Annotated in this window: 23 protein-coding genes; 14 read left to right on the top strand and 9 right to left on the bottom strand. The window is 69.0% G+C overall.

Features of this window, described 5'->3' with window-relative positions:
* The 4 genes from ACESMY_RS11695 to ACESMY_RS11680 all read right to left on the bottom strand — a co-directional run bounded on the left by ACESMY_RS11695 (position 1) and on the right by ACESMY_RS11680 (position 3,044).
* Positions 1-279 (bottom strand): hypothetical protein, encoded by a 279-nt coding sequence (locus ACESMY_RS11695; RefSeq protein WP_372784764.1) that lies wholly within the window; start codon positions 277-279, stop codon positions 1-3.
* Positions 280-302: 23 nt separating this feature from the next.
* Positions 303-1,382: an aldose 1-epimerase gene (locus tag ACESMY_RS11690; protein ID WP_372784763.1), complete on the bottom strand. Its 1,080-nt coding sequence runs from the start codon at positions 1,380-1,382 to the stop codon at positions 303-305.
* An 8-nt stretch (positions 1,383-1,390) separates the two neighbouring features.
* The gene (locus tag ACESMY_RS11685) at positions 1,391-2,686 is read right to left on the bottom strand and encodes a family 1 glycosylhydrolase (protein ID WP_372784762.1); all 1,296 of its coding nucleotides are present in this window, start codon (positions 2,684-2,686) and stop codon (positions 1,391-1,393) included.
* Positions 2,687-2,810: 124 nt separating this feature from the next.
* Entirely contained in the window at positions 2,811-3,044 is a 234-nt protein-coding gene (locus tag ACESMY_RS11680; protein ID WP_372784761.1) for a hypothetical protein, read from the bottom strand.
* Between the two features lie 157 nt (positions 3,045-3,201).
* Between ACESMY_RS11680 and ACESMY_RS11675 the strand changes: the two genes are divergently transcribed.
* The 5 genes from ACESMY_RS11675 (at position 3,202) to ACESMY_RS11655 (ending at position 8,142) form a co-directional block, all read left to right on the top strand.
* On the top strand, positions 3,202-4,056 hold the full coding sequence (locus ACESMY_RS11675; RefSeq protein WP_372784760.1) for an SMP-30/gluconolactonase/LRE family protein: 855 nt from the start codon (positions 3,202-3,204) through the stop codon (positions 4,054-4,056).
* A 79-nt stretch (positions 4,057-4,135) separates the two neighbouring features.
* A complete protein-coding gene (locus ACESMY_RS11670) occupies positions 4,136-5,860 on the top strand; it encodes an IlvD/Edd family dehydratase (RefSeq protein WP_372784759.1) in 1,725 nt (574 codons plus the stop codon).
* On the top strand, positions 5,860-6,624 hold the full coding sequence (locus ACESMY_RS11665) for an SDR family NAD(P)-dependent oxidoreductase (protein WP_372784758.1): 765 nt from the start codon (positions 5,860-5,862) through the stop codon (positions 6,622-6,624). The genes ACESMY_RS11670 and ACESMY_RS11665 overlap by 1 nt, the downstream gene beginning before the upstream one ends.
* A 1-nt stretch (position 6,625) precedes the next feature.
* On the top strand, positions 6,626-7,522 hold the full coding sequence (locus ACESMY_RS11660) for a 2-dehydro-3-deoxygalactonokinase (protein WP_372784757.1): 897 nt from the start codon (positions 6,626-6,628) through the stop codon (positions 7,520-7,522).
* A complete protein-coding gene (locus ACESMY_RS11655) occupies positions 7,519-8,142 on the top strand; it encodes a 2-dehydro-3-deoxy-6-phosphogalactonate aldolase (protein WP_372784756.1) in 624 nt (207 codons plus the stop codon). The genes ACESMY_RS11660 and ACESMY_RS11655 overlap by 4 nt, the downstream gene beginning before the upstream one ends.
* Here ACESMY_RS11655 and ACESMY_RS11650 read toward each other — a convergent pair.
* Positions 8,135-10,333 carry a family 1 glycosylhydrolase gene (locus ACESMY_RS11650; RefSeq protein WP_372784755.1) on the bottom strand — a complete coding sequence of 733 codons (2,199 nt, stop codon included), beginning with the start codon at positions 10,331-10,333 and terminating at the stop codon, positions 8,135-8,137. The two genes, ACESMY_RS11655 and ACESMY_RS11650, sit on opposite strands and share 8 nt — an antisense overlap.
* Positions 10,334-10,487: 154 nt before the next feature.
* On the opposite strand from ACESMY_RS11650, the gene galE reads away from it, so the two are divergent.
* The 4 genes from galE (at position 10,488) to ACESMY_RS11630 (ending at position 14,866) form a co-directional block, all read left to right on the top strand.
* Positions 10,488-11,540: a UDP-glucose 4-epimerase GalE gene (gene galE / locus ACESMY_RS11645; protein WP_372784754.1), complete on the top strand. Its 1,053-nt coding sequence runs from the start codon at positions 10,488-10,490 to the stop codon at positions 11,538-11,540.
* A 253-nt stretch (positions 11,541-11,793) separates the two neighbouring features.
* Positions 11,794-14,115 carry a UDP-galactopyranose mutase gene (glf, locus tag ACESMY_RS11640; RefSeq protein WP_372784753.1) on the top strand — a complete coding sequence of 774 codons (2,322 nt, stop codon included), beginning with the start codon at positions 11,794-11,796 and terminating at the stop codon, positions 14,113-14,115.
* Positions 14,116-14,230: 115 nt separating this feature from the next.
* The gene (locus tag ACESMY_RS11635) at positions 14,231-14,467 is read left to right on the top strand and encodes a hypothetical protein (RefSeq protein ID WP_372784752.1); all 237 of its coding nucleotides are present in this window, start codon (positions 14,231-14,233) and stop codon (positions 14,465-14,467) included.
* Between the two features lie 18 nt (positions 14,468-14,485).
* Complete coding sequence (locus tag ACESMY_RS11630) at positions 14,486-14,866, top strand: helix-turn-helix domain-containing protein (protein ID WP_372784751.1); 381 nt, start codon at positions 14,486-14,488, stop codon at positions 14,864-14,866.
* A gap of 7 nt (positions 14,867-14,873) precedes the next feature.
* On the opposite strand, the gene ACESMY_RS11625 is transcribed toward ACESMY_RS11630, so the two are convergent.
* Entirely contained in the window at positions 14,874-17,150 is a 2,277-nt protein-coding gene (locus ACESMY_RS11625) for a TonB-dependent receptor (protein ID WP_372784750.1), read from the bottom strand.
* A 146-nt stretch (positions 17,151-17,296) separates the two neighbouring features.
* On the opposite strand from ACESMY_RS11625, the gene ACESMY_RS11620 reads away from it, so the two are divergent.
* Both ACESMY_RS11620 and ACESMY_RS11615 read left to right on the top strand, forming a co-directional pair.
* A complete protein-coding gene (locus tag ACESMY_RS11620) occupies positions 17,297-18,547 on the top strand; it encodes a TetR/AcrR family transcriptional regulator (protein WP_372784749.1) in 1,251 nt (416 codons plus the stop codon).
* A gap of 24 nt (positions 18,548-18,571) precedes the next feature.
* Positions 18,572-19,714: a serine hydrolase domain-containing protein gene (locus tag ACESMY_RS11615; protein ID WP_372784748.1), complete on the top strand. Its 1,143-nt coding sequence runs from the start codon at positions 18,572-18,574 to the stop codon at positions 19,712-19,714.
* Here the strand turns inward: ACESMY_RS11615 and ACESMY_RS11610 are convergent.
* From ACESMY_RS11610 to ACESMY_RS11600, 3 genes are all read right to left on the bottom strand, one after another.
* Entirely contained in the window at positions 19,711-21,345 is a 1,635-nt protein-coding gene (locus ACESMY_RS11610) for an acyl-CoA synthetase (RefSeq protein WP_372784747.1), read from the bottom strand. The genes ACESMY_RS11615 and ACESMY_RS11610 overlap by 4 nt on opposite strands.
* 72 nt (positions 21,346-21,417) lie before the next feature.
* Positions 21,418-21,879: an Lrp/AsnC family transcriptional regulator gene (locus ACESMY_RS11605; RefSeq protein ID WP_372784746.1), complete on the bottom strand. Its 462-nt coding sequence runs from the start codon at positions 21,877-21,879 to the stop codon at positions 21,418-21,420.
* 64 nt (positions 21,880-21,943) lie between these two features.
* Positions 21,944-23,539 (bottom strand): DHA2 family efflux MFS transporter permease subunit, encoded by a 1,596-nt coding sequence (locus ACESMY_RS11600; protein WP_372784745.1) that lies wholly within the window; start codon positions 23,537-23,539, stop codon positions 21,944-21,946.
* A 72-nt stretch (positions 23,540-23,611) separates the two neighbouring features.
* On the opposite strand from ACESMY_RS11600, the gene ACESMY_RS11595 reads away from it, so the two are divergent.
* The 3 genes from ACESMY_RS11595 to ACESMY_RS11585 are packed head-to-tail and all read left to right on the top strand — an operon-like array spanning position 23,612 to position 25,781.
* Entirely contained in the window at positions 23,612-24,211 is a 600-nt protein-coding gene (locus tag ACESMY_RS11595) for a TetR/AcrR family transcriptional regulator (protein ID WP_372784744.1), read from the top strand.
* Entirely contained in the window at positions 24,208-24,666 is a 459-nt protein-coding gene (locus ACESMY_RS11590; protein WP_372784743.1) for a PaaI family thioesterase, read from the top strand. The genes ACESMY_RS11595 and ACESMY_RS11590 overlap by 4 nt, the downstream gene beginning before the upstream one ends.
* A complete protein-coding gene (locus tag ACESMY_RS11585) occupies positions 24,663-25,781 on the top strand; it encodes an HlyD family secretion protein (RefSeq protein WP_372784742.1) in 1,119 nt (372 codons plus the stop codon). Before ACESMY_RS11590 ends, ACESMY_RS11585 begins: the two co-directional genes overlap by 4 nt.
* Positions 25,782-25,883: the final 102 nt, after the last annotated feature.

Raw genomic sequence — 25,883 nt, 5'->3', positions numbered from 1 at the left:
TCAGGTCCCGACGTTCCGCGCCAGGCAGCGCAGGGCGCAGGCGAGCTGGCGGGCGTGGACGCGGTCCATTTCCTCGTCGCGCGCGCCGGAGGCCAGGGTCGCCGCCATGGCCAGGATCTGCTCGGCGCGGCCCTCCGGGGCGAAGGCCTGGGCCAGCATCTCCGCCTCGGCCATCAGCGCCGTGCGCAATTCCTCGCCGCAAGCGTCGAGCAGGGCGTCGTCGAACTGCAAGACCTCCGCCTGGGCCGGCGGGTCCGCGGTCTCGTGGGGCGTTTGCATGCCCAGCCAACGGGTCGCGCAGTTCAGGGGTTCCCTGGGGTGAAGGCGGTGACCCGCGCCTCGTAGGTGACGGAGCCGCCCGGCGGGACCGACGCCATGCCGGTCTGCCGCCCCCGCCATTCCGCGCCATAGGGGTCGGCTAGGTTGAACTGCGGCTCGATCACCACGAATGGCTTGTCCGGCGGCGCATAGACCTGCACGGCGGTCACTTGCGGCGAGGCTGACGAGATCCGCAGGCCGAGGCCCGCGGCCGGGTCGCAGATCTCCGCCGCGGCCACCCCGTCCTGGCGCCAGAGGTCAGTGAAACAGTCGTCCAGATAGGTCTCGCCGAGGGCTCGCCCACCCGGCGCGGAGAAATCATAGGGCCCGTCGGCTGTCGGCTCTGTCGCCCCGGTCGGCAGCACTTCGTCATAGTCGTTGACCAGTGTCCGCGAGCTCGCGGGAACCCACAGGCGCGCTTGGCGGCGCTCGCCGCTCGGCAGGGCGAAGTAAGGGTGCCAGCCGATCCCCATCGGCAGCGGTTCGCTGCCGGCGTTGCTGGCCGTCACCCGCAGCGCGAGCCCGCCCGCCGCGAGGCGCCACTCGAACTCAAGAACGGTCCGGCCGGGCCAGCGTCCGTCGAAATCCCCAGCCTCCAGCCGCCCGCTCACCCGGTCGGCGGCCTCCTGCCGCCACGGGACGGGCGCGTCGAGGATCAGGCCGTGCATGGCGTATTGCTCGGCGCCCTCCGCCTTGCCGCCCCAGTTGCGCGGCAGGCGCACCATGTGGCCGGCGACGTCGGTCTCGATCTCCCGCGCGCCTTCGACGGCCCGGCCGCGGATCCGGTTGGCGTAGGGCGCCAGGATCGCGCCGCCGAAGCTGAAGGCGGCGTTGCCCGCGAAGTCCTCGGCCCCGCCGTCGAGCTGGCGAGCCGCCGCCGAGGGGTCCGGCGCGACGATGGCGTCGACCACCTCGCCGGAGGCCAGCCGCAGCCGAGCCTGCAGCAGCATCATGCCACGTCCCGGCAGCACAATGGCCTCGACGAACGCCGGGCCGCTCGTGGGCGTGTCCAGCCCGCGAAGCCGGACCAGGGGCAGACCGCCGATCCGTAGGGCGTCATCCATGTTCAGGCCTAGTCGAGCGTGCCTGTCGCGTTCGAGGCCAGCTCGACGCTGCGCAGTTCGCGGGCGTCGGAGCGCTGGCGTTCGGAACTGCGGTCCTCATGCTCCGATGGCGGCACGATCGGCACGCTCAGGCACACGCTCTGGGTGGGGAGCACCTCGCCCCAGTCGCTGATCAGTTGCTTGTAGGAGCGACCTACCGGCCGGATCTCGCGGTTGAGATCGTAGAGCCCGACGGGATGCACCCGCCCGTTGCTCTCCCGCAGACCCACGTCCCAGTCGATCTGGTCGGTGAGCGAGTACCAGGTGAAGCCCACCGTCGGCACGCCGGAATTGCGGATGCGCAGGACGTTGGCCCATTCCTTCCAGAGCCAGTTCACCGCCTCGTCGCCGTTCGGACCCTCGGCGATGTTGGTCTCGGTGTGCATCACCGGCAGGCGGTAGCGGTTGTAGTACTGCCGGGTGATTTCCGAATAGCCGAAGATCTCGCCGGACGCCCGGCTGCCGCCGTCGGCTGAGACCCGGTGCTCGTTGGTCCAGTAGTAGTCGTTGCCCAGGATGCAGTGGTGGGCCAGCGAGTTGCCGAGGAAGAAATGGTACTCCTCGCGCGTCATCCCGTTGTCGAGCAGGTACTCGTACATCTCCGAATCGACGCGGTGGCCATAATTCAGGTCGAGCGACAGGAAGCGCCGGGAGTTCTCGATCTCCGCCGGGCCGATCGCCGCGGGGTTCTCGGCGTGGAAATATTCCGAGGACTCACTCTGGATGAAGATCGCGTCGGCTCGGATTTTGAGGATCTCCTGCATCGCCCGCACATTGGCCTTCACGATGTGCTTCAGCGCCGTGACGAAGGTCAGATCGGTGGTGCCCTGCTCGTTCCACCAGCCGTACTTGGCCGAGAACTGGGCGCAGATGAACATCTCATTGACCGGCGTATAGACCTGCACCCACGGGAACCGCTGGGCGAAGGCCGTGGCGTAGCGGGCGAAGATTTCCGGGAAGTCGGGGTTCTGGAAGTTGCCGATCCAGTCGGGCACGCCGAAGTGGCAGAGGTCGACGATCGGCACGATGTCGCGCCGGCGCAGGTCGCCGAAGGTGACGTCGGCGAACTCCCAGTCGAACTTGCCGTCCCCCAAGAGGGTGGTGTGCAGCGGCGGGCCATAGCGCAGGAAGCGGATGCCCATCTCCTCCACCAAGTCGAAATCCTTGCGCCAGTGGCGGTAGTGGCCGCAGGACTCCATCTGGTCGACGCGCAGGGACCCGCCCTTGATCGTGGGGATGGAGTTCTCGACCCCCGTGGCGAACATGAATGCGGAGATGGCCGGTCCTCCGGAATTGCGCGCAAACGTCGACGCCCCGACCTATTAGAACACCGGGGCGCGACGCAGGTTCATTTGGGGATTGTCCGCCGAGTCCCGGCGGAGCGGAGGCCTATTCGGCGGCCTGGGCCAGGGGCTGACCGTTGATCTTGCGGCAGCGGGAGACGAACGCCAGATGGTCGGAGCCGTTGGCGGTGTTGCGCACCCAGGCCTTGTCGCCATGTACGGCCAGGACTTCGAAGTGGGGAAAGAGGTTGGGACCCGTGCGGACAAGGTCCCCGGGGCAAATCTCCTCGTCGTAGTCGCGATCGTGGTCGATCGCGAAAACGTCTGAGTAGCTGGACAAGGACATCTCTTGGGACCTCTCCCGACTCCGTCGCCTAGAATGTAGAGCCGTGAGTCTGAACGGAACCGAAACACCCGACGCCAAGTTGTCGCAGCCCTGCCGAAGCAACCGCGTCAGACTGTTCCACGATTCGTCACTTGTCTGAGCGGAGGCGCCGATGATCGTGCGTTGTGTGGTGAAATCCGACGATCGCCTCGGTGAGGGACCTTGCTGGTCGCCTCGGGAGGGCCGTCTCTACTGGTTCGACATCAAGGGCAGGCGCCTCGCCTGGTACGAGCCCAGGACCGAGGCGCGGGGCGCCTTCGACCTGCCGGTGCGCGCAAGCGCCGCAGCCCCCAGAACGCGCGGCGGCCTGCTGATCGCCACCGAGAAGGGGCTCGCCATCTGCGATCCGGACGCCGGGACCCTGGAAATCGTCCAGCCGTTCGAGCTGCCGCCCGGCTTTCGCACCAACGACGGCAAGATCGACCTCGACGGCAATTTCTGGTGGTCGACGATGGACGACGACGGCGGCAAACGGCACGGCTCGGTCTACCGCACGACGCCGAAGTTCGAGACCAGCAAGGTCCTGACCGGCATCCACATCCCCAACACCATCTCGGTCAGCCACGACGGCAAGCGGCTCTACATGGCCGATTCCAAGCTGCAGACAATCTTCGCCCACGAGATGGCCGACCTCGCCAAGATGGCGCCCTTCGCCCACACCCGCGGCGAGGCCGCCAGCCCGGACGGCTCGGCGGTGGACGCTCATGGCTACCTCTGGAACGCCCAGTGGGGCGGTTGGCGGCTGGTGCGCTATGCGTCGGACGGGCGGATCGACCAGATAATCCCCATGCCGGTGGAGCAGCCGTCCAGCTGCGCCTTCGGCGGCGAGGACATGACGACGCTCTTTGTGACCAGCGCCTGGGACGATCTCTCGCCCGCCGCGCGGGCCCAGCAACCCCTGGCCGGGGGCCTCTTCGCCATCGAAACCGGCGTGAAAGGGCTGGCGTTGCCGCTCTTTGAGGGGTGAGGTGGCCGCGCCCTGAACCGCGGCCGATCTGGCGGGTTCTAGAGGGAGTCACTCGAGACCCGGAAAAGGGCGTCGCCGCATGGCCAAAAAACCGCTGCGCAGCACCAAGAGCTACGGCAAGCACGACCGCGACGGCTTCATCCATCGCAGTTGGATCAAGGCGACCGGCCTGCCGGACCATGTGTTCGACGGCCGCCCGATCATCGGCATCGCCAACACCTGGTCGGAGCTGGTCACCTGCCAGGTGGGCCTGCGCGACCTCGCCGATTTCGTAAAGCGCGGGGTCTGGGAGGCGGGCGGCGTGCCCATCGAATTCCCGGCCATGTCGCTGCCGGAGACCCAGATGCGGCCGACGGCCATGCTGTTCCGCAATCTGCTCGCCATGGAGGTCGAGGAGTCGATCCGCGCCAATCCCATCGACGGGGTGGTGCTGATGGGCGGCTGCGACAAGACCACGCCCGGCCTGCTGATGGGCGCGGCCAGCGTCGACCTGCCGGCGATCTTCGTCTCGTCCGGCTCCATGCTGAATGGGAAGTTCGAGGGCCGCGACATCGGCTCCGGCACCGATGTGTGGCGCTTTTCCGAGGCCGTCCGCGCCGGGGAGATGAGCCTCGACGAATTCATGAGCGCCGAGTCCGGCATGAGCCGCTCGGCCGGCGTCTGCAACACCATGGGCACGGCCTCGACCATGGCCAGCCTGACCGAGGCCCTGGGCATTTCGCTCCCCAACAACGCCGCCCTGCCGGCCGTCGACAGCCGCCGCAAGGTGCTGGCCCATATGAGCGGCAACCGCATCGTCCAGCTGGTGAAGGACGACGTGAAGCCCTCGGACATCATGACCCGCGCGGCCTTCGAGAACGCCATCCTGATGCATGCGGCCATCGGCGGCTCGACCAATGCGGTGGTGCACCTGCTGGCCCTGGCCGGCCGGCTCGGCGTGCCGCTGACCCTCAAGGACTTCGACGAGATCGCTCGCGAGGCGCCGCTGCTGGTCAACCTGATGCCGTCGGGCAAATATCTGATGGAGGACTTCTGCTACGCCGGCGGCGCGCCGGCGGTGGCCAAGGAGCTGGGCCCGCTCTATCGCCGCGACGCGGTCACCGTCTCGGGCAAGACCCAGGGCGAGATCGCCGACGCCGCCAAGGTCTGGAACCGCGAGGTGATCGGCACGCTGGAGGCGCCCATCGGCCCGTCCTCGGGTGTCTGGGTGCTGAAGGGCAACCTCTGCCCGCAAGGCGCGATCCTGAAGCCCAGCGCCGCCACGCCGTCGCTGCTCACCCACACCGGCCGCGCCGTGGTGTTCGAGGACATCGAGGACTATCACGCGCGCATCGACCATCCGGACCTGGAGGTCGACGCGACCTCGATCCTGGTGCTGAAGGGCTGCGGCCCGAAGGGCTATCCCGGCATGCCCGAGGTCGGCAACATGGGCCTGCCGCCGAAGATTCTGGAGACCGGCGTGACCGACATGGTCCGCATCTCCGATGCGCGGATGAGCGGCACGGCCTATGGGACGGTGATCCTCCACGTCGCCCCCGAGTCCGAGGCGGGCGGTCCGCTGGCGCTGGTGCAGAACGGCGACCGGATCGCCTTCGACGGCCCCAACCGCTCGCTGGAGCTCTTGGTCGACGACGCCGAGCTCGCCCGCCGTCGGGCGGCCTGGGAGGCCGCCCGCCAGCCGTCGAAATACACCCGCGGCTGGTACCGGCTCTATATCGACACCGTGCTGCAGGCCGACACCGGCGTCGACCTCGATTTCCTGGTCGGCAAGTCCAGCGCCGACGTGACCCGAGAGTCCCACTGATGGCCGCAAGCGCGTCGCACGCCACCTATCCCAGCCTCAAGGGCCGCACGGCGTTCATCACCGGCGGCGCCTCCGGGATCGGCGCGACCTTCGTTCAGGCCTTCCACGACCAGGGCGCCAAGGTCGCCTTCGTGGACCTGGACGAGGCGGCCGGGAAGGCGTTGTCCGCCGGCCTGGGACCGACATCCTGGTTCCGGCGCTGCGATGTCACCGACGCCGAGGCCCTGCAGGCCGCCATCGCCGACGCTGCGGCGGCTTTGGGCCCCGTCACCGTCCTGATCAACAACGTCGCCAACGACACCCGCCAGGTGGCCGCGGAGGTCACGCCGGAGGCCTGGCGAAAGGGCCTGGCGGTGAACCTCGACCCCGCCTTCATCGCCGCGACGGCCGTCTATCCGATGATGAAGGCCGCGGGCGGCGGCTCGATCGTCAATATCAGCTCGATCAACGCCCTGCTGGGCCCAGGCGAGCTGCCGACCTATTCGGCCGCCAAGGGGGCGATCAATTCGCTCTCCAAGAGCCTGGCCCATGCCTGGGGTCCCGACCGCGTCCGGGTCAATGCGCTGTCGCCGGGCTGGGTGATCACCCCTCGCCAACTGGAGCTCTGGCTGACGCCACAGGCCGAGGCGGACTGGTCGAAGCTGGTCGCGCTGAAGGACCGCATCATGCCCGACGACATCGCGCGCGCGGCGCTGTTCCTGGCGGCCGACGACAGCCGGATGATGACCGGCCAGAACATGGTCGTCGACGCCGGACGCACGTGAGATGGCGGCCGCGACCCTCCTCGCCTGTGACTGGGGCACCACCAACCTGCGCGCCTGGACCCTCGACAGGCAGGGGGCGGTGGTTGCGGAGAAGGACTTCCCGCTGGGTGTCTCCAAACTGGCGCCGGGCGAGGCGGCGAAACGGTTCGCGGCCGAGGTCCGGCCGGCGCTCGACGCTGAGGGCCTGCCCGCCATCCTCTGCGGCATGATTGGTTCCAACCTGGGCTGGACTGCCGCGCCCTACGCCGACTGCCCGGCGGGCCTCGCCGACTTGGCCCGCAACCTGACCGCGGTGGCCGACAACGTCCGGATCGTGCCGGGCCTGCGGTGCGAGGGGATCGCAGGCTCGCCCGACGTGATGCGCGGCGAGGAGACCCAGCTCCTGGGCTGGTTGGCCCAGCATCCCGACCGGCGCGCCGGCCGCCATGTGGTCTGCCATCCCGGCACCCACGCCAAATGGGTGCTGATCGAGGACGGCCGCATCGCGCGCTTCGTCACCGCCATGACTGGCGAGCTGTTCGCGGTCATGAACGCGCACAGCGTGCTCAAGAGCGATGCGCCCGCCACCGACGACACGGCCTTCGATGAGGGCCTCGCCGCGGCCGGTGACGGCGACGCGCTGGCGGCTCGCCTGTTCACCGCCCGCGCCCGGGTGGTTGGCGGCAAGGCCGACGCCGGCAGCACCCCGAGCTACCTCTCCGGCCTGCTGATCGGCGCTGAGGTGGCCAGCGTCCCCGGCCTGCTCGGCGAGCCGCCCGGACAGGTGAGCCTGCTCGGCGACGCCGTCCTCTGCGCCCTCTACCGCAAGGCCCTGACCCGTAACGGCGTGGCGGTCGAGGTCTTCGATGGCGAAGCCGCGGCCATCGCCGGCCTCTTCGCGCTGGGAGCGCCAACATGACCCTCGACGACGCCCTGGCCGAATGCCCGGTCGTGGCCATCCTGCGCGGCGTCCGGCCTGACGAAGTCCTGGCCCACGCCGAGGCCCTGTTCGCCGCCGGCGTGCGCGGAATCGAGGTCCCGCTGAATTCGCCAGAGCCCCTGGAGAGCATCGCGCGGCTCGCGCAGGACTACGGCGGACGGATGGCCGTGGGCGCCGGCACCGTGCTCAGCGCCGAGCGGGTTGACGCCGTGGCCCAGGCCGGCGGCCGGATCATCGTCGCGCCCAACACGGCAGCCGAGGTCATCCAACGCGCCGTGGCGCTGGGCCTCGATCCCGCGCCGGGCTTCGCCACCGCCACCGAGGCCTTCGCGGCCCTGGACGCCGGCGCCCGGCATCTGAAGCTGTTCCCGGCGGTGACTTACGGCCCCGGGCACTTGAAGCAGCTCAAGGCCGTCCTGCCGCCCCCGGCGGTGGTTTGGGCGGTCGGCGGCGTGGGTCCCGACAGCATGGCCGAGTGGTGGGCGGCGGGCGCCCGCGCCTTCGGTCTCGGTGGGGAAATCTACCGCGCCGGCCAGTCGCTCGACGAGACCGCCGCGAAAGCGGCCCTCGTGGTCGCCGCGGCTCGCGCGCTCACCTGACGCGAACGAGCGCGGCGGGCGCGCCATCGATCAGCGCCTCGGCTTCGGCGGCGAACTGAGCTTCCCGGACGGCTGCGGCGTAGTGGGCGATCGCATTCTCCAGGGGCTGCATGATCCGCCCCCGCTCTGTGCCCAGCGCCGCATAGGCCGGCCGCGCGGCGGGCCAGCCGAAGCTCGCAGCCGGCGCGCCTTGCACCAGGCCGGGATCGAGGTCGAGGGCGCCGGCCACCTGCCGGGCGAAGTCGGCCCATGAGACGGTGGCGTCGTTGGCCAGATGCCGCAGCCCGGTCTCACCGTCGATCAGCAGGTCCAGCACGGTGTTCACCAGGTCCGGCACATAGGTCGGCGAGATGACGAGGTCGTCCGCCGCCCGGAAGGCCTGCCCGGCCGCCAGGGTCCTCACCACATGGGCCGCGAAGTTGTACGGGTCGAACGGAGAGAAGAACGCCGCCGTACGCACGATCATCGCCTGTCCGCCCAGCGCCAGGATCTCCGCCTCGGCCCGCGCCTTGCTCGCGCCGTAGACATTGAGCGGCGAGGGGGTGTCGCTCTCCACATAGGGCCGGGCCAGCCGCCCGTCGAACACCAGGTCGCTGGAGAACCCCACCATGGGAAGGTCGCGCTCCCGGCAGGCCCGCGCCAGGCGCACAGCGCCCTCGGCGTTGGCCGCCATGCAGCCTGCCGGATCGGCTTCAGCGTCGTCCACACGCACCCAGCCCGCTGCGTTGATCACCGCCCAGGGATCACAGGCTTCGATCACCCGGGCGATCGAAGCGCCGTCGTCCAGCGACAGTTCGCTGCGGCCGGTTAGACGGTAGGCGAGGCCGCGCCATTCGCAGGCGCGCGCCAGCGCCTTGCCCAGCGTCCCGGTGGCCCCGACGATCAGCAACGGCCGCGGGGACGCCTTCGGCGCCGACCACTCCGGACGCGGTTCCGGGCTCTCAACGGTCCGGAATACAGGCTTGAATTGTAAGCGGATATCCCGACGCCACCAGCCCGATCCGGAGGTTCCGGGCTGAGCCTCGGTCCCGGCCGCCAGCCGCTTCAGTTCGGCCGCCAGGGCGGTCGGGCGCGGCGGATCGGAGCGCACGTCGAAGGCTCCGACCTCGTAGTGGCCGACGTGGCGGGTCAGGAGGCTGTTCCAGTCGCAGGTTCCGAGCAGGGCCCAGGCGGTCACGGCGCGCACGTCGACGCCTCGGCCGCGCAGCCGTTCCGCGGCCTCCCACGCCTCGCGGATCCAGCGGACCTGCTCCTCGCGGGTGCAGCCGTTGTGACTCTCCGTCACCGCGAGCGGCCGGCCATAGCGGGCCCAGGCCTCGTCCAGGACGCCTTCCAGGCCGCCCGGCGCGGGCAGCACGGCGCGCACGGCCTCGACGTCGGCGAAGGCCATGAACTCGTTGCCGCCGACCCGCTCGGCTGGATAGTCGTCCGTCCGGTGGTCGAGGAACCGGTCGCTGGTCAGGTAGTGGTTCACGCCCATCAGGTCGGGCGGGCAGGGGTCGTCGGCGATCGCCCGCAGGCGCTCGCCGAACCCGAAGCCCTCAAGACGCCGCCACAGCGGATGGCCGGGCGTGACGCGGCCCTCCAGCAGGTCCCAGGTCATCCAGCGGCGCGCGTTGTCGAAATCGGCCTGGTGCGCCACCGCCCGCGTCGAATAGGTGCGGCCGAGGTCCTCGGTCTGGACCAGCCGGGCGTCCGGCCGCACGGCGCGGATTTCACGCATGGCCAGCCGGGTCGCGTCGATCTGGTTGAGCAAGGCCTGCCAGAAGCGCGGCTCGTCCGCCGCGTGCGGATACCAGTGACCATAGAGCGCCGAGAACCGCGCGGTGGTCAGGGGCTCGTTGATGGGCGTCCAATCGGCCACCCAGGGATAGCGCTGGGCGGCGGCCCGGGCGTATGCGGCGAACTTCTCCGCGAAATGGTCATCGAGCAGATCGGTGGAACGCGGCCCGCTCCCGTGATGCAGGAGACCGGCGATGGGGCGCATGCCCAGCGCCCGGATCCGCGTCAGGCGTTCGTCCGTCCAGGTCCAATCGAAATCCCCGGTCCCGTCTGGATCCGTGCGCTCCCAGAGCACCGGATAGCGCAGCGCCGTCAGGCCCAGTTCCGCGAAGCGATCGAGGTCGGCGATCCTGTCGTGATGGCCGGTGCGCCGGGTCTGGTCGTGAAACAGGTCGCCGATGCGATTCACGGTGCACTCGTGACCGCCCCAGAGCTCAAGTGGAGGCATCGATCGAAGGCTTTCCCGTCACATCCGACAATTTAAGCCTGCGCGCCTTTGAATCGTTCCCCCCGAGCTCGGCCTTAACTGGAACTTGAGCGCCGCACCGGCCATTATCGGCCCCATGGATCGGGGAACAGGGCCCGCCGTGCTGGTCACGGGCGGCGCCGGCTACATCGGCGCGCATACGGCCAAGGCCCTGCACGGGCGGGGCTATCGGCCTGTGGTCTTCGACGACCTGACCTCGGGCTTCCGCGAGGCCGTCCAATGGGGTCCCCTGGTCGAGGGTGACATCCGCGACGCCGACGCCCTCGCCGAGACGATCAAGACCCACGACATCCAGGCGGTCATCCACTTCGCCGGCCTGATCGAGGTGGGGCGCTCTGTGGCCAAGCCAGACCTCTTCTGGGAGGTCAATGTCTCCGGCACCACGGCTCTCCTCACCGTCATGCGCGAACACGGCGTAGGCCAGCTGGTGTTCTCGTCCAGCGCCGCGGTGTACGGCCAGGGCGCGCGCGGTCCGCTCGAGACCATCGCCGAGACCGCCGACAAGGCGCCGGCCAGCCCCTATGGCGACACCAAGCTCGCCGCCGAGTGGCTGATCCAGGCGCAGTGCCGCGCTTACGGCCTGACCGCTGTCGCGCTGCGCTACTTCAACGCTGCCGGCGCCGATCCCTCCGGCCTGATCGGCGAGGCGCATGAGCCGGAAACCCATCTCATTCCGCTGGCGATCGCCGCCGCGCTCGGTGACGGGCCGCCGCTGACCATCTTCGGGCAGGATTTCGAGACGCCTGACGGGACCTGCCTGCGCGACTACATCCATGTGAGCGATCTCGCCGCCGCCCACGTCGCGGCCCTGGAGGCCGGGCTCGCGCCCGGCGCCTTTGAAGCTGTCAACGTGGGGACCGGCCAGGGACGTTCGGTGGCCGAGGTGGTCGAGGCCGTCGGTCGCGCCGTGGGGTGCGCCGTGCCCCACAGCCTGGGCGCCCGCCGGGCCGGGGACCCGCCAAGCCTGGTCGCCGACCCCCGCCGGGCGCAGGAGGTGTTGGGCTGGACGCCCCAGCATTCGTCGCTCGACACTATTGTCGCCGATGCTCTGCGTTGGGAGCGGAAACCGTGCTATGGCTCCGGAGTTCGCGGGCCGAAGGGTCGGCGGAAGTCGCAAATAGCCGTCTAATCAAGTCGGCTGGTCGACATAGACTGCGAAACAGACCGGCAAAACTCGGTCCTTCATTTCAATACTGAAAAAACACAGCGGCGTGAAGCTGTTGCGCGGAACCTTTCGGGGCTGGTCCTCGTTGGTCCAGCGGGCTCCAGTTGTCGGCTTTTTTTGAAGGAGTGCGCCCTTGAACACTCAATGGGTTCCGCGCGGCGATGGTGCTGCGCCAGCGTCAACCCATTTCGGGCCGCGTTCGCGCGATCGCCAGACCTTGATCTGCTTTTCACACCTGCGCTGGGACTTCGTTTTCCAGCGCCCGCAGCATCTGATGACCCGGTTCGCCAAGGGCCGCCAGGTGATCTTCTGGGAGGAACCTGTCTCGGGTCCGCTGGAAACCTGCCCGCGGCTCGACAGCCGCACCGACAAGGAGAGCGGAGTCCTCGTGGTGACGCCGGTGCTGCCCGATGGCGGAACCGACGCCGAGCGCGACGCCATGCTGGGCCTGCTTCTGGACGGCTTGCTGGCGGGCTACGGCGGCGACCTGATCCGCTGGTACTACACCCCGATGATGCTCAGCTTCTCGCGGCATCTGGAGGCCATCTGCACGGTCTACGACTGCATGGATGAGCTCGCGAATTTCAAGTTCGCCCCGCCCGAGCTGACGATCCTCGAACGCGAACTGATGAGTCTGGCCGACGTGGTCTTCACCGGGGGGTACAGCCTCTGGGAGGCCAAGCGCGGCCGCCATCCCAACATCCATCCGTTCCCCTCGAGCGTCGACCGCCCCCACTTCGCCAGGGCCCGGGTGGCCCGCGACGAGCCCGCCGACCAGGCGGCGCTGCCGTGGCCGCGGCTTGGCTTCTACGGCGTCGTCGATGAACGCATGGATCTGGACCTGCTAGCGGCGCTGGCGGACGCCCGGCCGGCCTGGAGCATCGTCATCGTGGGGCCGGTGGTGAAGATCGACCCGGTCGACCTGCCCAGGCGCGAGAACCTGCATTATCTGGGCGGCAAGACCTATGACGAGCTGCCCAGCTACCTCGGCGGCTGGGACGTGGCGCTCATGCCCTTCGCGATCAACGAATCCACCCGGTTCATCAGCCCGACCAAGACCCCGGAATATCTGGCCGGCGGCCGTCCGGTCGTCTCCACCCCGATCGTCGATGTGGTCCGCCACTATGGCGAGCTGGAAGGCGTCATGATCGCGGCCACACAGGAGGAGTTCATCACGGCCTGTGACCAGGCGCTCGCCCTCTCACGCCTGAAGGGGCCTTGGCTAAAGGAAGTGGACGCGACGCTTTCCGCGCTCTCCTGGGACGAGACCTTCGCCCGGATGAACCTGGAGATTTCCCGCGCCGCCGCCGGCCGCGACAAGGCCATGGCCGCCGAGCTCGCCCCCGTGATCGCCGCGCCGACCGTCCAGCCGGCCTCACGCGACAAGCCCTTCGACTATCTGATCGTGGGCGCCGGTTACGCCGGTTCCGTCCTCGCCGAACGGCTGACCAGCCAACTCGGCAAGCGGGTGCTGCTGATCGACAAGCGCACGCATATCGGCGGCAATGCCTATGACGAAAAGGATGCCGGCGGCGTCCTGATGCATCGCTACGGCCCGCACATCTTTCACACCAACTCCGACGAGGTTGCCGGCTATCTGTCGCAATTCACCAAATGGCGGCCCTACGAGCACCGTGTGCTGGCGTCGGTCGGTGGCCTTCTGGTGCCCATGCCGATCAACCGCACGACGCTCAACCTGCTCTACGGGCTCGACCTCCAGAGCGAGACCGAGGCCGAGGCCTATCTGGCGAGCCGCGCCGAGCCCGTGGAGAAGATCGTCACCTCCGAGGACGTGGTGATCTCCAAGGTCGGGCGCGAACTCTACGAGACCTTCTTCCGCGGCTACACGCGCAAGCAGTGGGGGATGGACCCCTCCGAACTCGACAAGTCGGTCACCGCGCGCGTGCCCACTCGCACCAACGACGACGACCGCTATTTCACCGACAAGTTCCAGGCCATGCCCGCCGACGGCTACACGGCGATGTTCCAGAACATGCTGGATCAGCCCGGCATCACCCTCGAACTGGGGGTGGAATATGAGGACGTGCGCAGCGAGGCGGTCTTCGACAAGCTGATCTTCACCGGCCCGATCGACGAATATTTCGACCATCGCTACGGCCGGCTGCCCTACCGCAGCCTGTCGTTCCGGCACGTGAACATGGACCGCGAGTGGTACCAGCCGGTGGGGACGGTGAACTATCCCGACGAGGCGACGCCCTACACGCGCATCAGCGAATACAAGCATCTGACGGGTCAAACCGTCGGCAAGACCACCATCACCTACGAGTATCCGCGGGCCGACGGCGATCCCTATTACCCGATCCCGCGTCCGGAGAACCAGGCGCTCTACAAGCGCTATGAGGCGCTCGCCCTGGAAACGCCGAACGTCCACTTCGTCGGGCGGCTGGCCACCTATCGCTATTACAACATGGACCAGGTGGTGGGCCAGGCGCTGGCGACCTTCCGGCGGATCGCCGAGCGGGAAGGGCGCGCGACCGTCGCCGCCCAGGCTGCGGCGCGGGCCATCGCCGCCAACTGATCACCGATCAAACTGCGTCAAACGGCCCTGCGTCCGCAACCTATCCTCAGGGTTGCAACGGCTTGCAATTGGCCTCGTGATGCTCAAGGTTCCGATCGGAGCCCTGGGGGGAGATATGAGCCAGACAAGTGCGGAGCGAGCCAAGGCGCTTTCTCAGAATCTTGTTGAGATTCTGACCTCTTACGAGGAGGAGCTGATGGCGCTTGAGCGAGAGGCTCCGGCGATGGGCCAGCTACGGCGCGCTGTGGGAATCACCATTGCCGAAGCCTGTTTTCTGATTACCGACGAAAGCGTGGGCCAGACAGAATGGGCTCCGCCTGCGAGCGGCCCCGCGCCGCGCGCGAGCAGCTAAGATATTTTCGGAGACACCATGGTCCGCAAGCCCGAGGCATTAGCCGATCCGATCGATATCGCTGTGGGGGCGAGGATTCGGCTGCTGCGTAAGGTGCGGGGTCTGTCGCAACAGGCGCTGGCCGAGGCGGCGGGCGTCACCTTCCAGCAGATCCAGAAGTACGAACGCGGCGCGAACCGGGTCAGCGCCTCGATGCTGTCGCGCATCGCCACCACCTTGAAGGCGCCGGTGTCCGAGATGTTCGGCGACGTCAATCCGGCCAGCGGGGCCATCGATGAGGTCGCGGGCCTGCTGGCCGAACCCGGCGCGCTCGAGCTGCTGCGCGCCTATTCGCTGCTGCCGCGCGGCGCCCCGCGGGCGACCCTCGTGGAATTCGTCCGCAGCCTGAAGGCGGTCTGACGGACGCCTAGTCAAATCGCTTGGTGACGCTGACGCCATAGGTGCGCGGAGCGTTGAACACCCGGTAGCCCATGCCGAGCCCGTCGTCGGTGGCCTGGGTCACGTAGCGCTCATCGCCCAGGTTCTTGCCCCAGACCGCGAATTCCCAACCCGCCCGCGACGCCAGAGACGCGCGGGCGTCTAGCAGCCAATAGCTGCCGGCGCTGAGGGAGGGCGTGTTGAGCGACTCCTTGAACACTTTGCTGGAATAGTGCGCTGCGGCCTGGACGGCGGCCGTCCAGTCGCCGGTCACGGGCCACTCGTAACGCGCCTGGCCGTTGAAGCTGGCGTCGGGGGCGTTGGGCAGCTTGTTGCCCTTGGGCACGATGATGACGCCCGCCGCGCCGGCGGTGCTGAACGACCCCAGCTCTGTGTCCAAGAGGCCCAGGCCCGCATTCAGCGTCAGGCCGCGAACCGGCAGCCACGTGACCTGGGCGTCCAGGCCCTTGACAGTCGCCTTACCCACATTGCCGAGCTTGATCAGCGACACCGCCCCGACGTTGGTGAAGGTCTGGGTCTGCAGGTCCTTGTAATCGTACCAGAAGACGCTCGCCTCGAACTGCAGGGTGCGGTCGAGGAGGCGGGTCTTCACCCCGGCCTCGTAGTCTGTCAGCTGTTCGGGGCGGTAAGGGGCGAGCGCGAAGCTGTTGGTGGTGATCCCGTTGAAGAAGCCGCCGCTCTTCGTCCCCCGCGCGATGGTCCCGTAGACGAGGCTGTCGTCGTTCGGCTTGAAGTTCAGCCCGCCGCGCCAGGACCAGTTGCGGTCATGGATGCTGGCGTCTTCCAGCGATAGGACGTGCGTCCCGGGCGCGCCCAGTGCGCAGGCGCCGACCGCGAAGCAAAGGAAGCTCAGGCCGAAGGAATTGAGGTCGGTGGTGCCGCCCACATAGCTGCGATCCTCGTCGGTGTAGCGCAGGCCGGTGACCAGCTTCAGCCGCGGCGTGAGCGTCCAGTCGACCTGGCCGAACACAGCCCGGCTTTCGGTCTTTTGGTCGGCGGTGATCAGGGCATTGGTGTTGAAGAGGTCGTGCAGGAAGCCGGGGCTGAAGGTTTGCACCCGGTCCCAGGAATAGTAGGCGCCGATCAGCCAGGTCGCGCGGCCCGCCATGCCGCCAGCCAGCCGCAGCTCCTGGGTGAACTGGCGCACCTTGTCGTTCTGGTCGAACTCCGCGTCGGTGGTCGGGGCGGCGTCGGCGTCGATGTAGAAGCCCCGCTTGAAGTCGATATAGCCGGTGACCGAGGACAGCCGCACCGAACCCAGGTCCTGGTCGACATGCAGCGTGGCGTTGGTCTGGCTCACGCGATAGGGCGCGGCGTGGCCAGTGGTCACCGAGAACGGGTCGGGATTGGTGTCGGTGAAGCCGTGGCTGTCGGTGCAGACGGCCGGATTGGCGAAGTTGGGACAGGTGGCCCCGACAACCGCCGGGATGGTCCCGAAGAACTTGCCGGATCCGATGCTGGAGCGGTTGCGCTCGGCCTCCAGCTTCAGCTTCACGGTGGTGGCCTCGGTCGGCCGCCAGAGCATCTGGGCGCGGCCGAGCAGGATGTCCTGCTGGCCGAGGCCCGAGCGCAGGGTGCGCGAGGTCCAGTAGCCGTCGTCCTGCTTGATCGCCTTGCCGGAGAACCGGAAGGCGAGCTGGTCGGATGCCACCAGGTTGACGGCGGCTTCGCCCTCGTAGCGCCCGAAGTTGCCGGCGGTCGCGCTGACCACCCCGGAGTCGCCGGCCAGCGACGGGCCTGCTGAGATGATGTTGATCGCGCCCGCCGTGGAGTTGCGGCCGTAGAGGGTGCCCTGGGGTCCCTTCAGCACCTCGATCCGTTCGAGGTCGTAGAGGTTGAAGTCCATCTCGGCGAACGAAGCCAGGAACACATCATCGACGTAGACGCCGACCGTCGAATTGTTGGTCGACGAGAAGTCGTTCAGGCCGACGCCGCGGACGGTGACGATCGCCTGGGCGCCGGGGATGTTCTCCTTGACGTCGAGGTTGGGCGCCAGGCCGACCAGGTCGCCGCTGTTCGCCACGCGCTGGGTGCGTAGCGTTTCGGCATTCAGGCTGCTGACGGCGAGGCCCACGTCGAGCAGTCGTTCCTCGCGCTTCTGGGCCGTGACGATCACCTCGGCGACCTGGGCGGGGGCGGCGGTCTTTGCCGGCGCCTGGGCCAGCGCCGGCGAGGCTGCGCTGAGCACCAGCAAGCTCGCCCCGGCCAGCGCCGCGCGACGGCCGAATCCCCGGATCGTGCTCATGTCGTCTTCCTCCCCCGGACGTCTCCAGCAACTGGCGCACTGGATTTAACGTTTAAGTACGGTTAGATGACGACACGTCAAATCAAGCTTGTCAACGGATTTGACATCCGCGTATGTTGTCGGGGTCAAATGTCAGGCGGTCGAGGATGAAGGCGGCGGAAAAGGGCGAGGCTGCGGGCGCGAAACGCTCCAGACGCGACGCCGTGCTGGACGAGGCCGCGCGGCGCCTGAACGCCAGCGGCGTGTCGCTGGCCTCGCTGTCGGATATCGCCCGGGCGCTGGGGCTCACGCGCGCGGCCCTCTACTACTACGTCGAGGATCGCGACGACCTGGTCTTCCAGTGCTACCGGCGCGCCTGCGAGACGATGGCGCGCGATCTGGACGCCGCGGCCAAGGCCCCGGGGACCGGCCTGGATCGACTGAAGGCCTTCATCGAGACGTCGCTGGATGAAGACAGGCCCGAGCCCGCCGTGCTCAGCGAAGTCGCCTCGCTCGGCTCGCTACAGCGCGAGACCATCGAGGGGCTGCATCACGGCAATGTCGCCCAGCTGATCGACCTCATCGAGGCCGGGCAGGGCGACGGTTCGATACGGGCCTGCCATCCGCTGGTGATCGCCCAGGCGATCGTTGGGATGGTCTCCTGGATCCCGCTTGCCCCACGCTGGACAGGAGAACCGGAGGCGGGCTTCCGAGTTCGGGCCAAGGCCGGCGCGCTCGCCCTGGTGGGCGAGGGGGTGGCCGCCGATCCCGCACTCGCGCTTGGCTACGCCCCGCTGGACATCGCCATCCTGCGGCCGGAGCGCGGCAACCTCTTCGACCGGGACGCGGCCGGCGCCATGAAGCTGGAGGAGCTGCTACGCGCCGCCTCGCGGCTCTTCAACCGCAAGGGCGTCGACGCCACGTCAGTCGACGACATCGCCGCCGAGGTCGGGGCGACCAAGGGCGTTGTTTACCACTACCTGGCCGACAAGCCGGACCTAGTGGCGCGTTGCTACCAGCGCGCCTTCAGCCTCTCGGACCGCATCCTGAGCGCCGTGGAGATGGCCGGCGGGACGGCGGTCGAGCGCGTGCTCTCCGGCACGGCCCTGCTCGTCGAGGCCAATGTCCGCGACGAGTTCTGTCCGCTGGCGCCTCTGGCGGGCGTCGAGGCCCTGCCGGCCGAGGCGCGCGAGGAGATCATCGCGCGGGTCCGCAGCCTGGAGCACGGCTACCCAGAGGTGGCGCGCGAGGGCCTGGCCGACGGCACCGTGCGCGACGTGGAGCTGACCGGCGTGGCGGTGGCCATGGCCGGCGCCTTCGGCTGGCTGCACAAGTGGTTCTCGGCCGACCTCGTGGCGCCGGAGGTGGTGGTGCGCGAGCAGGTCGCCCTGCTCGCCGGCGGCCTGATGGCCCGCTGAGCGAAGCCGATAGGGAGCGACGTCATGGACATCGTGATCGAGGGGTTTGCGGCGCCGGGCCTGGAGTCCGTGCGCGAGACCTTCGCCGCCAACTTCGCCCGCAAAGGCGACTACCAGGAGCTGGGCGCCGCCTTCTGCGTCTACCGCGATGGCGAGCCGATCGTCGACCTTTGGGGCGGCTTCGCGGACGCCGCCCGGACGCGGCCCTGGAGCGCCGACACCCTGGTCAATGTCTGGTCGACCACCAAGCTCGCCGCGGCCGTCGCTGTCGCCCGTCTCGTCGACCGCGGCCTCATCGCCTACGACCAGCCCGTGGCCGACGTCTGGCCGGAGTTCGCCGCCGCAGGCAAGGCCGGCGTCACGATCGCCGAGGCCATGTCCCATCAGGCGGGCCTGCCGGGCTTCACCGAGCCGACGACGCTCGACGACCTCTACGACTGGGACCTGATCTGCGACCGCCTCGCGGCCCAGGCGCCGGTGTTCCCGCCCGGAACCGCCAGTTCCTACCATGCCGTCACCTACGGCTTCCTGGCCGGCGAGATCGTGCGCCGGGCGTCCGGTCAGTCCCTGGGGGCCCTGTTCCGCGACGAGATCGCCGGGCCGCTTGGCGCAGACTTCCACATCAGCCTGCCGGCCTGGCAGGAGCCACGCGTCGCGGAGCTGCTGGGCCCCAAGAGCCCTGTCGACACCTCGGCCATGGATCTGCCGGCCCCGGCGCGCATGGCGCTCGGCAACCCTGAGCAGGACCCCGTCCGGCCGAACGACCGCCGTTGGCGCGCGGCCGAGCTGCCGGCGCTGAACGGTCAGGCGAGCGCGCGGGGCGTCGCCCGGCTGGCCGCGGCTTTGGCCCGCGGCGGCGAGCTCGACGGCGCCCGGATCTTGTCCGAGGCCACGGTCGCAGCGATGAGCGCCATCGTCGCCGACCGCCCCGACCTGATGCTGGGCTTCAATCCGCAGTGGGGCATGGGCGTCGCCCACAACCTGATCGGCGTCTTCGGGACCAACCCCCGGACCATCGGCCATTCCGGCTGGGGCGGCTCGTTCGGCTGCGCCGATCCCGATGGCCGCATCGCCATCGGCTATGTGCTCAACCAGATGGGTTCCGAGCTGGTCGGCGACCCCCGCGGCAAGGGTCTCGCCGACGCGGTCTACGCAGCGCTGGCCTAGGCCGGAACCTTCAGGGCGGCGATGGCGCGGTCCTTGATGGCCTTGTAGTCGACCTTGCCGTTCGGGGCCCGGCCGATGCTATCCACCAGCACCAGGTCGCGCGGCGCCTTGTAGGCGGCGAGGCTCGCCCGCACGTGCTCGGAGAGTTCGGCGAGAGTCGGCTGGGCCGCGCCGTCCGTCTCCACCACCGCGCAGATCCGCTCGCCGAAGCGCGGGTCCGGCAGGCCCACGACCACGGCGTCGCGCACGGCCAGGTGGGTCTTCAAGGCCTCCTCGACCTCCTCCGGGAAGACCTTCTCGCCGCCGGTGTTGATGCAGACCGAGCCACGGCCGAGCAGCTTCAGGCTCCCATCCTCGTTCACTTCCGCCCAGTCGCCGGGCACGCTCCAGCGCACGCCCTCGATGGTCTGGAAGGTCTTGGCGGTCTTTTCCTCATCCTTGTAGTAGCCGCGCGGCAGCAGCCCGGTCACCGCGACCATTCCGCGTTCGCCCGATCCCGGCTGCACGCGCCGGCCATCCTCGGTGAAGATCACGCAGTTGGGGCCGGGCGTGAAGGCCGCGGTCTTGGCCTCCGCCCCGGGCGCCGAAGCCGAGACGCCCAGGCCCACCGCTTCCGACGAGCCGAAGCTGTCGAAGATCATGGCGTTCTTCGCGAAGCTCAGCAGGCCCTGCTTGTTCTCCTGGCTCCACATGGAGCCCGACGAGCTCATCGCCTTGACGCTCGACAGGTCCCAGCGGCCGGGGTTGGCCTCCAGAGCCTCCAGCATCGGGGTCGAGAAGGCGAGGCCCACGATGACCACATTGCTGGCGGCCAGCCGGTCGACTTCGTCCCACAGCTCCATGGCGTTGAACCTGCGCGACGGCAGGTAAGCGGCCGTGCCGCCGCCGTTGAAGCAGATCAGGTTGGAGAACTGCCCGGTGCCATGCATCAGCGGGCAGGCGATCAGGGTCGTCGGGCGCAGGTGCTCCGGGCCGGTGATGCGCGCGATCAGGTCCGGGATGTCCACCGCCGGCGCGACGCCCAGCAGCGCATTGCCGCCCGCGCCGATCACGTTGAAGAGGTCGTCCTGGGCCCACATCACGCCTTTGGGCATGCCGGTGGTGCCGCCGGTGTAGAGCAGCAGCAGGTCGTCGCCGGAACGGCCCCAGGACGCCTTCACCGGGCGCACGGCCGGCGCCGAGGCTACGATGGCGTCGTAGTCGCTCGCCCAGGCGGGGACCAGGCAGCCGGGCTCGGCCACCGCGATCCAGGCCTTCACGCCGGTCAGGCGGCCGCGAATGCCCTCCAGCACCTCGGTGAAGCCGGCGTGGAAGACCACGGCCTGGGCATCGGCGTTGTCGAACAGGTAGAAGAGCTCTTCCGGCCCATAGCGGTAGTTGGTGTTCACGGGCGCGAAACCGGCCTTGAAGGCGGCGTAGTAGCTCTCGATGTACTCGGGGCCGTTATAGAGGAAGGCCGCGACCTTGGCCTGGCGGTCGAGGCCCGCGGCGATCATGTGGGCGGCCAGCGCATCGGCTCGGGCGTCGAACTGGCCCCAGGTCAGGACCCGGTCGCCCTGGATGAAGGCGGGATGGTCCGGCTGGACCCCGGAGATCGCCTCCCACACGTCCGCGAAGGTCCAAGAACTCACCGCATCCTCCCGCAAGGCTTCTTTGTTATGCGGAATTTGGCGGCCCAGGCGCCGGGTAAGTCAACAGCCGGTTCAGATCGGCAGCGCGGTGGTGAACTTGATCTGCTCCATGGCGAAGGAGGAGCTGACGTCCTGCAGCGGCGCGGCCGCGATCAGCCGCCGATAGAAGGCGTCATAGGCCGCGATGTCCCGCACCACGACCTTCAGCAGATAGTCCGTCTCGCCGGACATCCGGTAGAACTCCACCACCTCTGGCAGGCCCCCGGCGCCCTTGGCGAAGGCGTTCAGCCACTCCTCGTCGTGGCGGTTGGTGCGCACGGCCACGAACACCACCAGCCCCAGGTCCAGCTGCTCGCGGTCGAGGATCGCCACGCGCCGTTCGATAACGCCGGCGTCGGTCAGGCGCTTCACGCGCTTCCAGCAAGGGGTCTGGGAGAGGCCGACCCGCTCGGCCAGTTCGGCGATCGGCACGGTGGCGTCGGCCTGCAGCTCGCGCAGGATCCGGCGGTCGATCGGGTCGAGAACGATTTGCATGCGCCGGGCCTCCTGCCGAGAATCCTGTTCTACGGCCTGCGCATTCCGCGCGCCAGATCGGACGTCAGTGCGCGTCCGGCGGTGGCGGCGCGCCTTGCGGCGCGGGCTTGCAGAACGGCACGATGACCAAGGCTCCGATGAACATCCAGGCCATCAGCCGATAGGTGTCGGCGAAGGCCAGGGTCGCGGCCTGGCGGCCGACGATGCGGCCCATCTCGGACTGCGCCATCAGGAGCGCGCGGCTGGCGTCGGGGGTGAACTGTCCGGCGTATTGCGCCAGGCCCTGGATCATTGCGCGCGCCCGGTCCGGCGCCTCGCCGAGGCCTTCGCTCAGGCGCAGCATATGGATGCGGGTGTTGTCCTGCAGCCAGGTGTTGACCACCGCGATGCCGACCGCGCCGCCCAGGTTGCGCATCAGGTTGAAGAGGCCCGAGGCGTAGCGCAGCTCGCTGGGCGCAACGCCGTTCAGCGCCATGCCGACGGCCGGCACGATGCAGAGCAGGATGGCCAGGCCCCGCACTACCTGCGGCCACAGGAGCTCTTTGAACCCCCAGTCCGCGGTGATCCCCGAGAACATCCATAGCCCTGCGGCGAACATCAGGAAGCCCACGGCGATCACATAGCGGCCGTCCACCTTGGTCGAGAGCCGCGCCGCGATCGGCGCGGTGATGGTCATGGCCAGGCCCGTGACGAAGACCGTCACCCCGATCTGCAGGCTGGAATAGCCGCGCACCCGCCCCAGGAAGACCGGTGTCAGATAGGTCGCCGCGTAGAGGCCGAAGCCCACCACGACGTTCAGCACGCAGGCCATGGCGAAGGTCGGCCGCTTGAACGGCGTCAGCTTCAGCACCGGCATGGTCGAGAAGAAGGTGCGCTCGAAGAACACCACGCAGCCGACGCCCGACAGCCAGGCCGCGGTGGTCACACCGAGGTCGGTGAACCACTCGTGCCGCGGACCTTCCTCGAGGACGTACTGCAGTCCGCCGAGGAACACCGCCAGCGAGGCGACATGCAGCCAGTCGATGCGCTTCAGCATCGAGGGGTTCGCCTCGTCGACCTTGCCCAGCAGCGGCAGGAGGATGCTTACCGCGACGCCCGGCACGATGTTCATGAAGAACAGCCAGCGCCAGTCGGCGACCTCGGTCACCCAGCCGCCGACGCTGGGGCCGAGGGTCGGCGCGAGTGTCGAGACCACGCCGAGGATCGCCGGGATCATCGCCCGCTTGGGTCCCTCGAACATCGCAAAGCCCGTGGCGAAGACCGTGGGCACCATGGCGCCGCCGACGAACCCCTGGATGGCCCGGAAGAAGATCATCGAATTGATGTCCCAGGCCAGGCCGCACATCAGGCTGGCGAGGGTGAAGAGCGCCGCCGAGGCGGTGAACAGCCAGCGGGTCGAGAGCGCCTGCGAGAGGAACGCCGCCAGCGGGATCATGACGATCTCGGCCATCAGATAGGCGGTCTGCACCCAGGCGATCTCGTCCGGTCCGGCGTTCAGGCCGGCCTGGATGGAATTGAGCGAACCGGCCACGATCTGGATGTCCAGGAGCGCCATGAACTGGCCGAACGCCATCAGGCCGAAGATCAGCAGCTTGCGGTTCTCGGACAGCGCGCCGGGCGTCGCCGGCGCCAGGATCGGGGGCAGGGCGGCGTCAGTCATGGTCTTGCGCATCCCCCTCTTGCAGGCTTGGGATCATGATATTATGATCATCATATAACCCGGAGCCGCGCAATGCGCTACAGCGAGAGCCGCAAGGAGGAGACACGCAAGAAGGTGGTGCAGGCCGCCGCCGCCGCCGTCCGCGCCAAGGGGCCGGACGGCGTCGGCGTCGCCGAGATCATGGCCGAGGCCGGCCTGACCCACGGCGGCTTCTATGCGCACTTCAAATCGAAGGAGGCGCTGGTCGCCGCGGCGATCGAGGAGGCCTTCGGCCAGAGCCGGCGGCGCTTTGCCCGCATGACCGAGGACATGAGCTCCGAGGAGGCGCTGGCCGCCTTCGTCGACGCCTATGTCTCCCTTGAACACCGCAACAATCCGCAGCGTGGCTGCCCGATCTCGACACTCACCAACGATCTGCCCCGGCAGGGTCCGATGGTTCGCACCGCGTTCGACGCCGGTGTGGCCGGCCTGATCGCGCGGCTGGAAGCCTGGTTGCCCGAGCCGGATCCTGCCTCGCGCCGCAGCCTCGCCAGCTCGCTGATGGCCGAGATGGCCGGCGCCGTGGCGCTTTCCCGCGCGGTCTCCGACGTGGCGATGGCCGGCGAGCTGCTTGACGCCTCCCGCGCCCGGATCAAGGGGCGCATGGGTCTGGTCGATGGAGCTGCGGCATGAACGCGATCGCGGCCGAAACCGCCGGCTTGAGCGGCCTCGAACAGCTGCGGGCGGTCTTCGACCCGAACCGGCCCGAGCGCGAGCCGGGGATCGGCAAGACCATGGGTTTCAGCATCGTCGAGATCGAGGAAGGCCGCGTGGTGTTCGGCGGCCGCCCCGACGAGAGCGTCTACAATCCGATCGGCACGGTGCACGGCGGCTACGCCGCGACCCTGCTGGACTCCGCGGTCGGCTGCGCGGTGCACTCCACCTTGAAGGCCGGGCAGGGTTACACGACGCTGGAGCTCAAGGTCGCCTATCACCGGCCGATGACCAAGGACACCGGCCCGGTCCGCGCCGAGGGCAAGGTGATCCAGGTGGGCCGTCGCGCCGCCTTCGCCGAGGGCCGGATCACCGATCACCAGGGGCGAATCTACGCCACGGCGACCTCAACCCTGCTGGTGTTCGACCAATGAAGATGGAAACCGTCACCGGCGTGGACGCCGTTCCGCTGAAACGCCGCCGCCTGCCGCCCCGCGGCTGGCTGGTGCTGGGCGCGGCGCTGGTCATCGGCGCGGGCGGGGTGCTCTACCTGCGCGCCGCCAAGGGCTCGGCCAGCACCGACAACGCCTATCTGAAGTCCGACGCCACCCTCCTCGCGCCGCGGGTCCGCGGCCACGTCGCCCAGGTTCTGGTGACCGAGAACCAGCCGGTGAGCGCCGGACAGGTGCTGATCCGCCTCGACCCTGAAGAGTACGCCGCCCGTGTCGCCGCGGCGCGCGGCGACCTCGCCATGGCCGACGCCGCGATCGGCCAGGCGCAGGCGGCGCTGAGCCATCTGGGCTCGGAAGCCGCGCTCGCCGCCGCCTCGGTTCGCGAGGCCGAGACCGCCATCCGCGCCAGCGACGCCCAGGCCACCCGCGCCGAGACCGACCGCCAGCGCTATGCGGCCCTGGTGCGCACCGGCTTCGTCCCTCGCCGCGACGCTGAGCGGGTCGAGGCCGATGCGGCCACCGCCACGGCGGCTGCTGAGCGCAGCCGCGCGACGCTCGCCGTCAGCCGCGGCCAGGAGGCGGTGACCCGCGACCGGCGTGGCGAGCTCGAAGCCGCGCTCGCCCAGGCCCGCGCCGGGCGGGAGAAGGCCCAGGCCGCCCTCGACCTGGCCCGGCAGGACCAGGACCATTCCGATATCCGCGCGCCGATCGCCGGCGTGGTCGGCGACCGGCAGGCCAATGTCGGGGACTTCGTGCAGCCGGGCTCGCGGCTGCTGACCATCGTGCCGATGGATCGCCTCTATGTGACCGCCAACTTCAAGGAGACCCAGACCACCCGGATGCTGCGCGGCCAGCCGGCCAAGGTGCAGGTGGACGCCCTGCCGGGGGTGACGCTCAAGGCCCACGTGGAAAGCTTCGCGCCGGGCTCCGGCTCGGAGTTCGCGCTGCTGCCGTTCGAACCGGGGGTCGGCAACTTCACCAAGATCGTCCAGCGCGTGCCGGTGCGCCTGCATTTCGACGCCGGCCAGCCCGACGTGGCCAAGCTGCGTCCCGGCCTCTCGGCCAAGGTCACCGTCGCCCTCTCCGGGAACAGCTAGGAACAGGCTGAGGACGGAGTTTTTCGCCGCTTGGGGCCGCAGGCGCATTCTCAGGGTGGCGCGAGGCGGAATTGCCCCTAGGATACCTGCAAGCGACTCAGT

Origin of the sequence: Phenylobacterium sp. (assembly GCF_041691455.1) — a bacterium.
Taxonomy (GTDB): Bacteria; Pseudomonadota; Alphaproteobacteria; order Caulobacterales; family Caulobacteraceae; genus Phenylobacterium.
The sequence above is the reverse complement of the archived record's forward strand: the minus strand, read 5'-3'. Positions and strand labels throughout refer to the sequence as shown.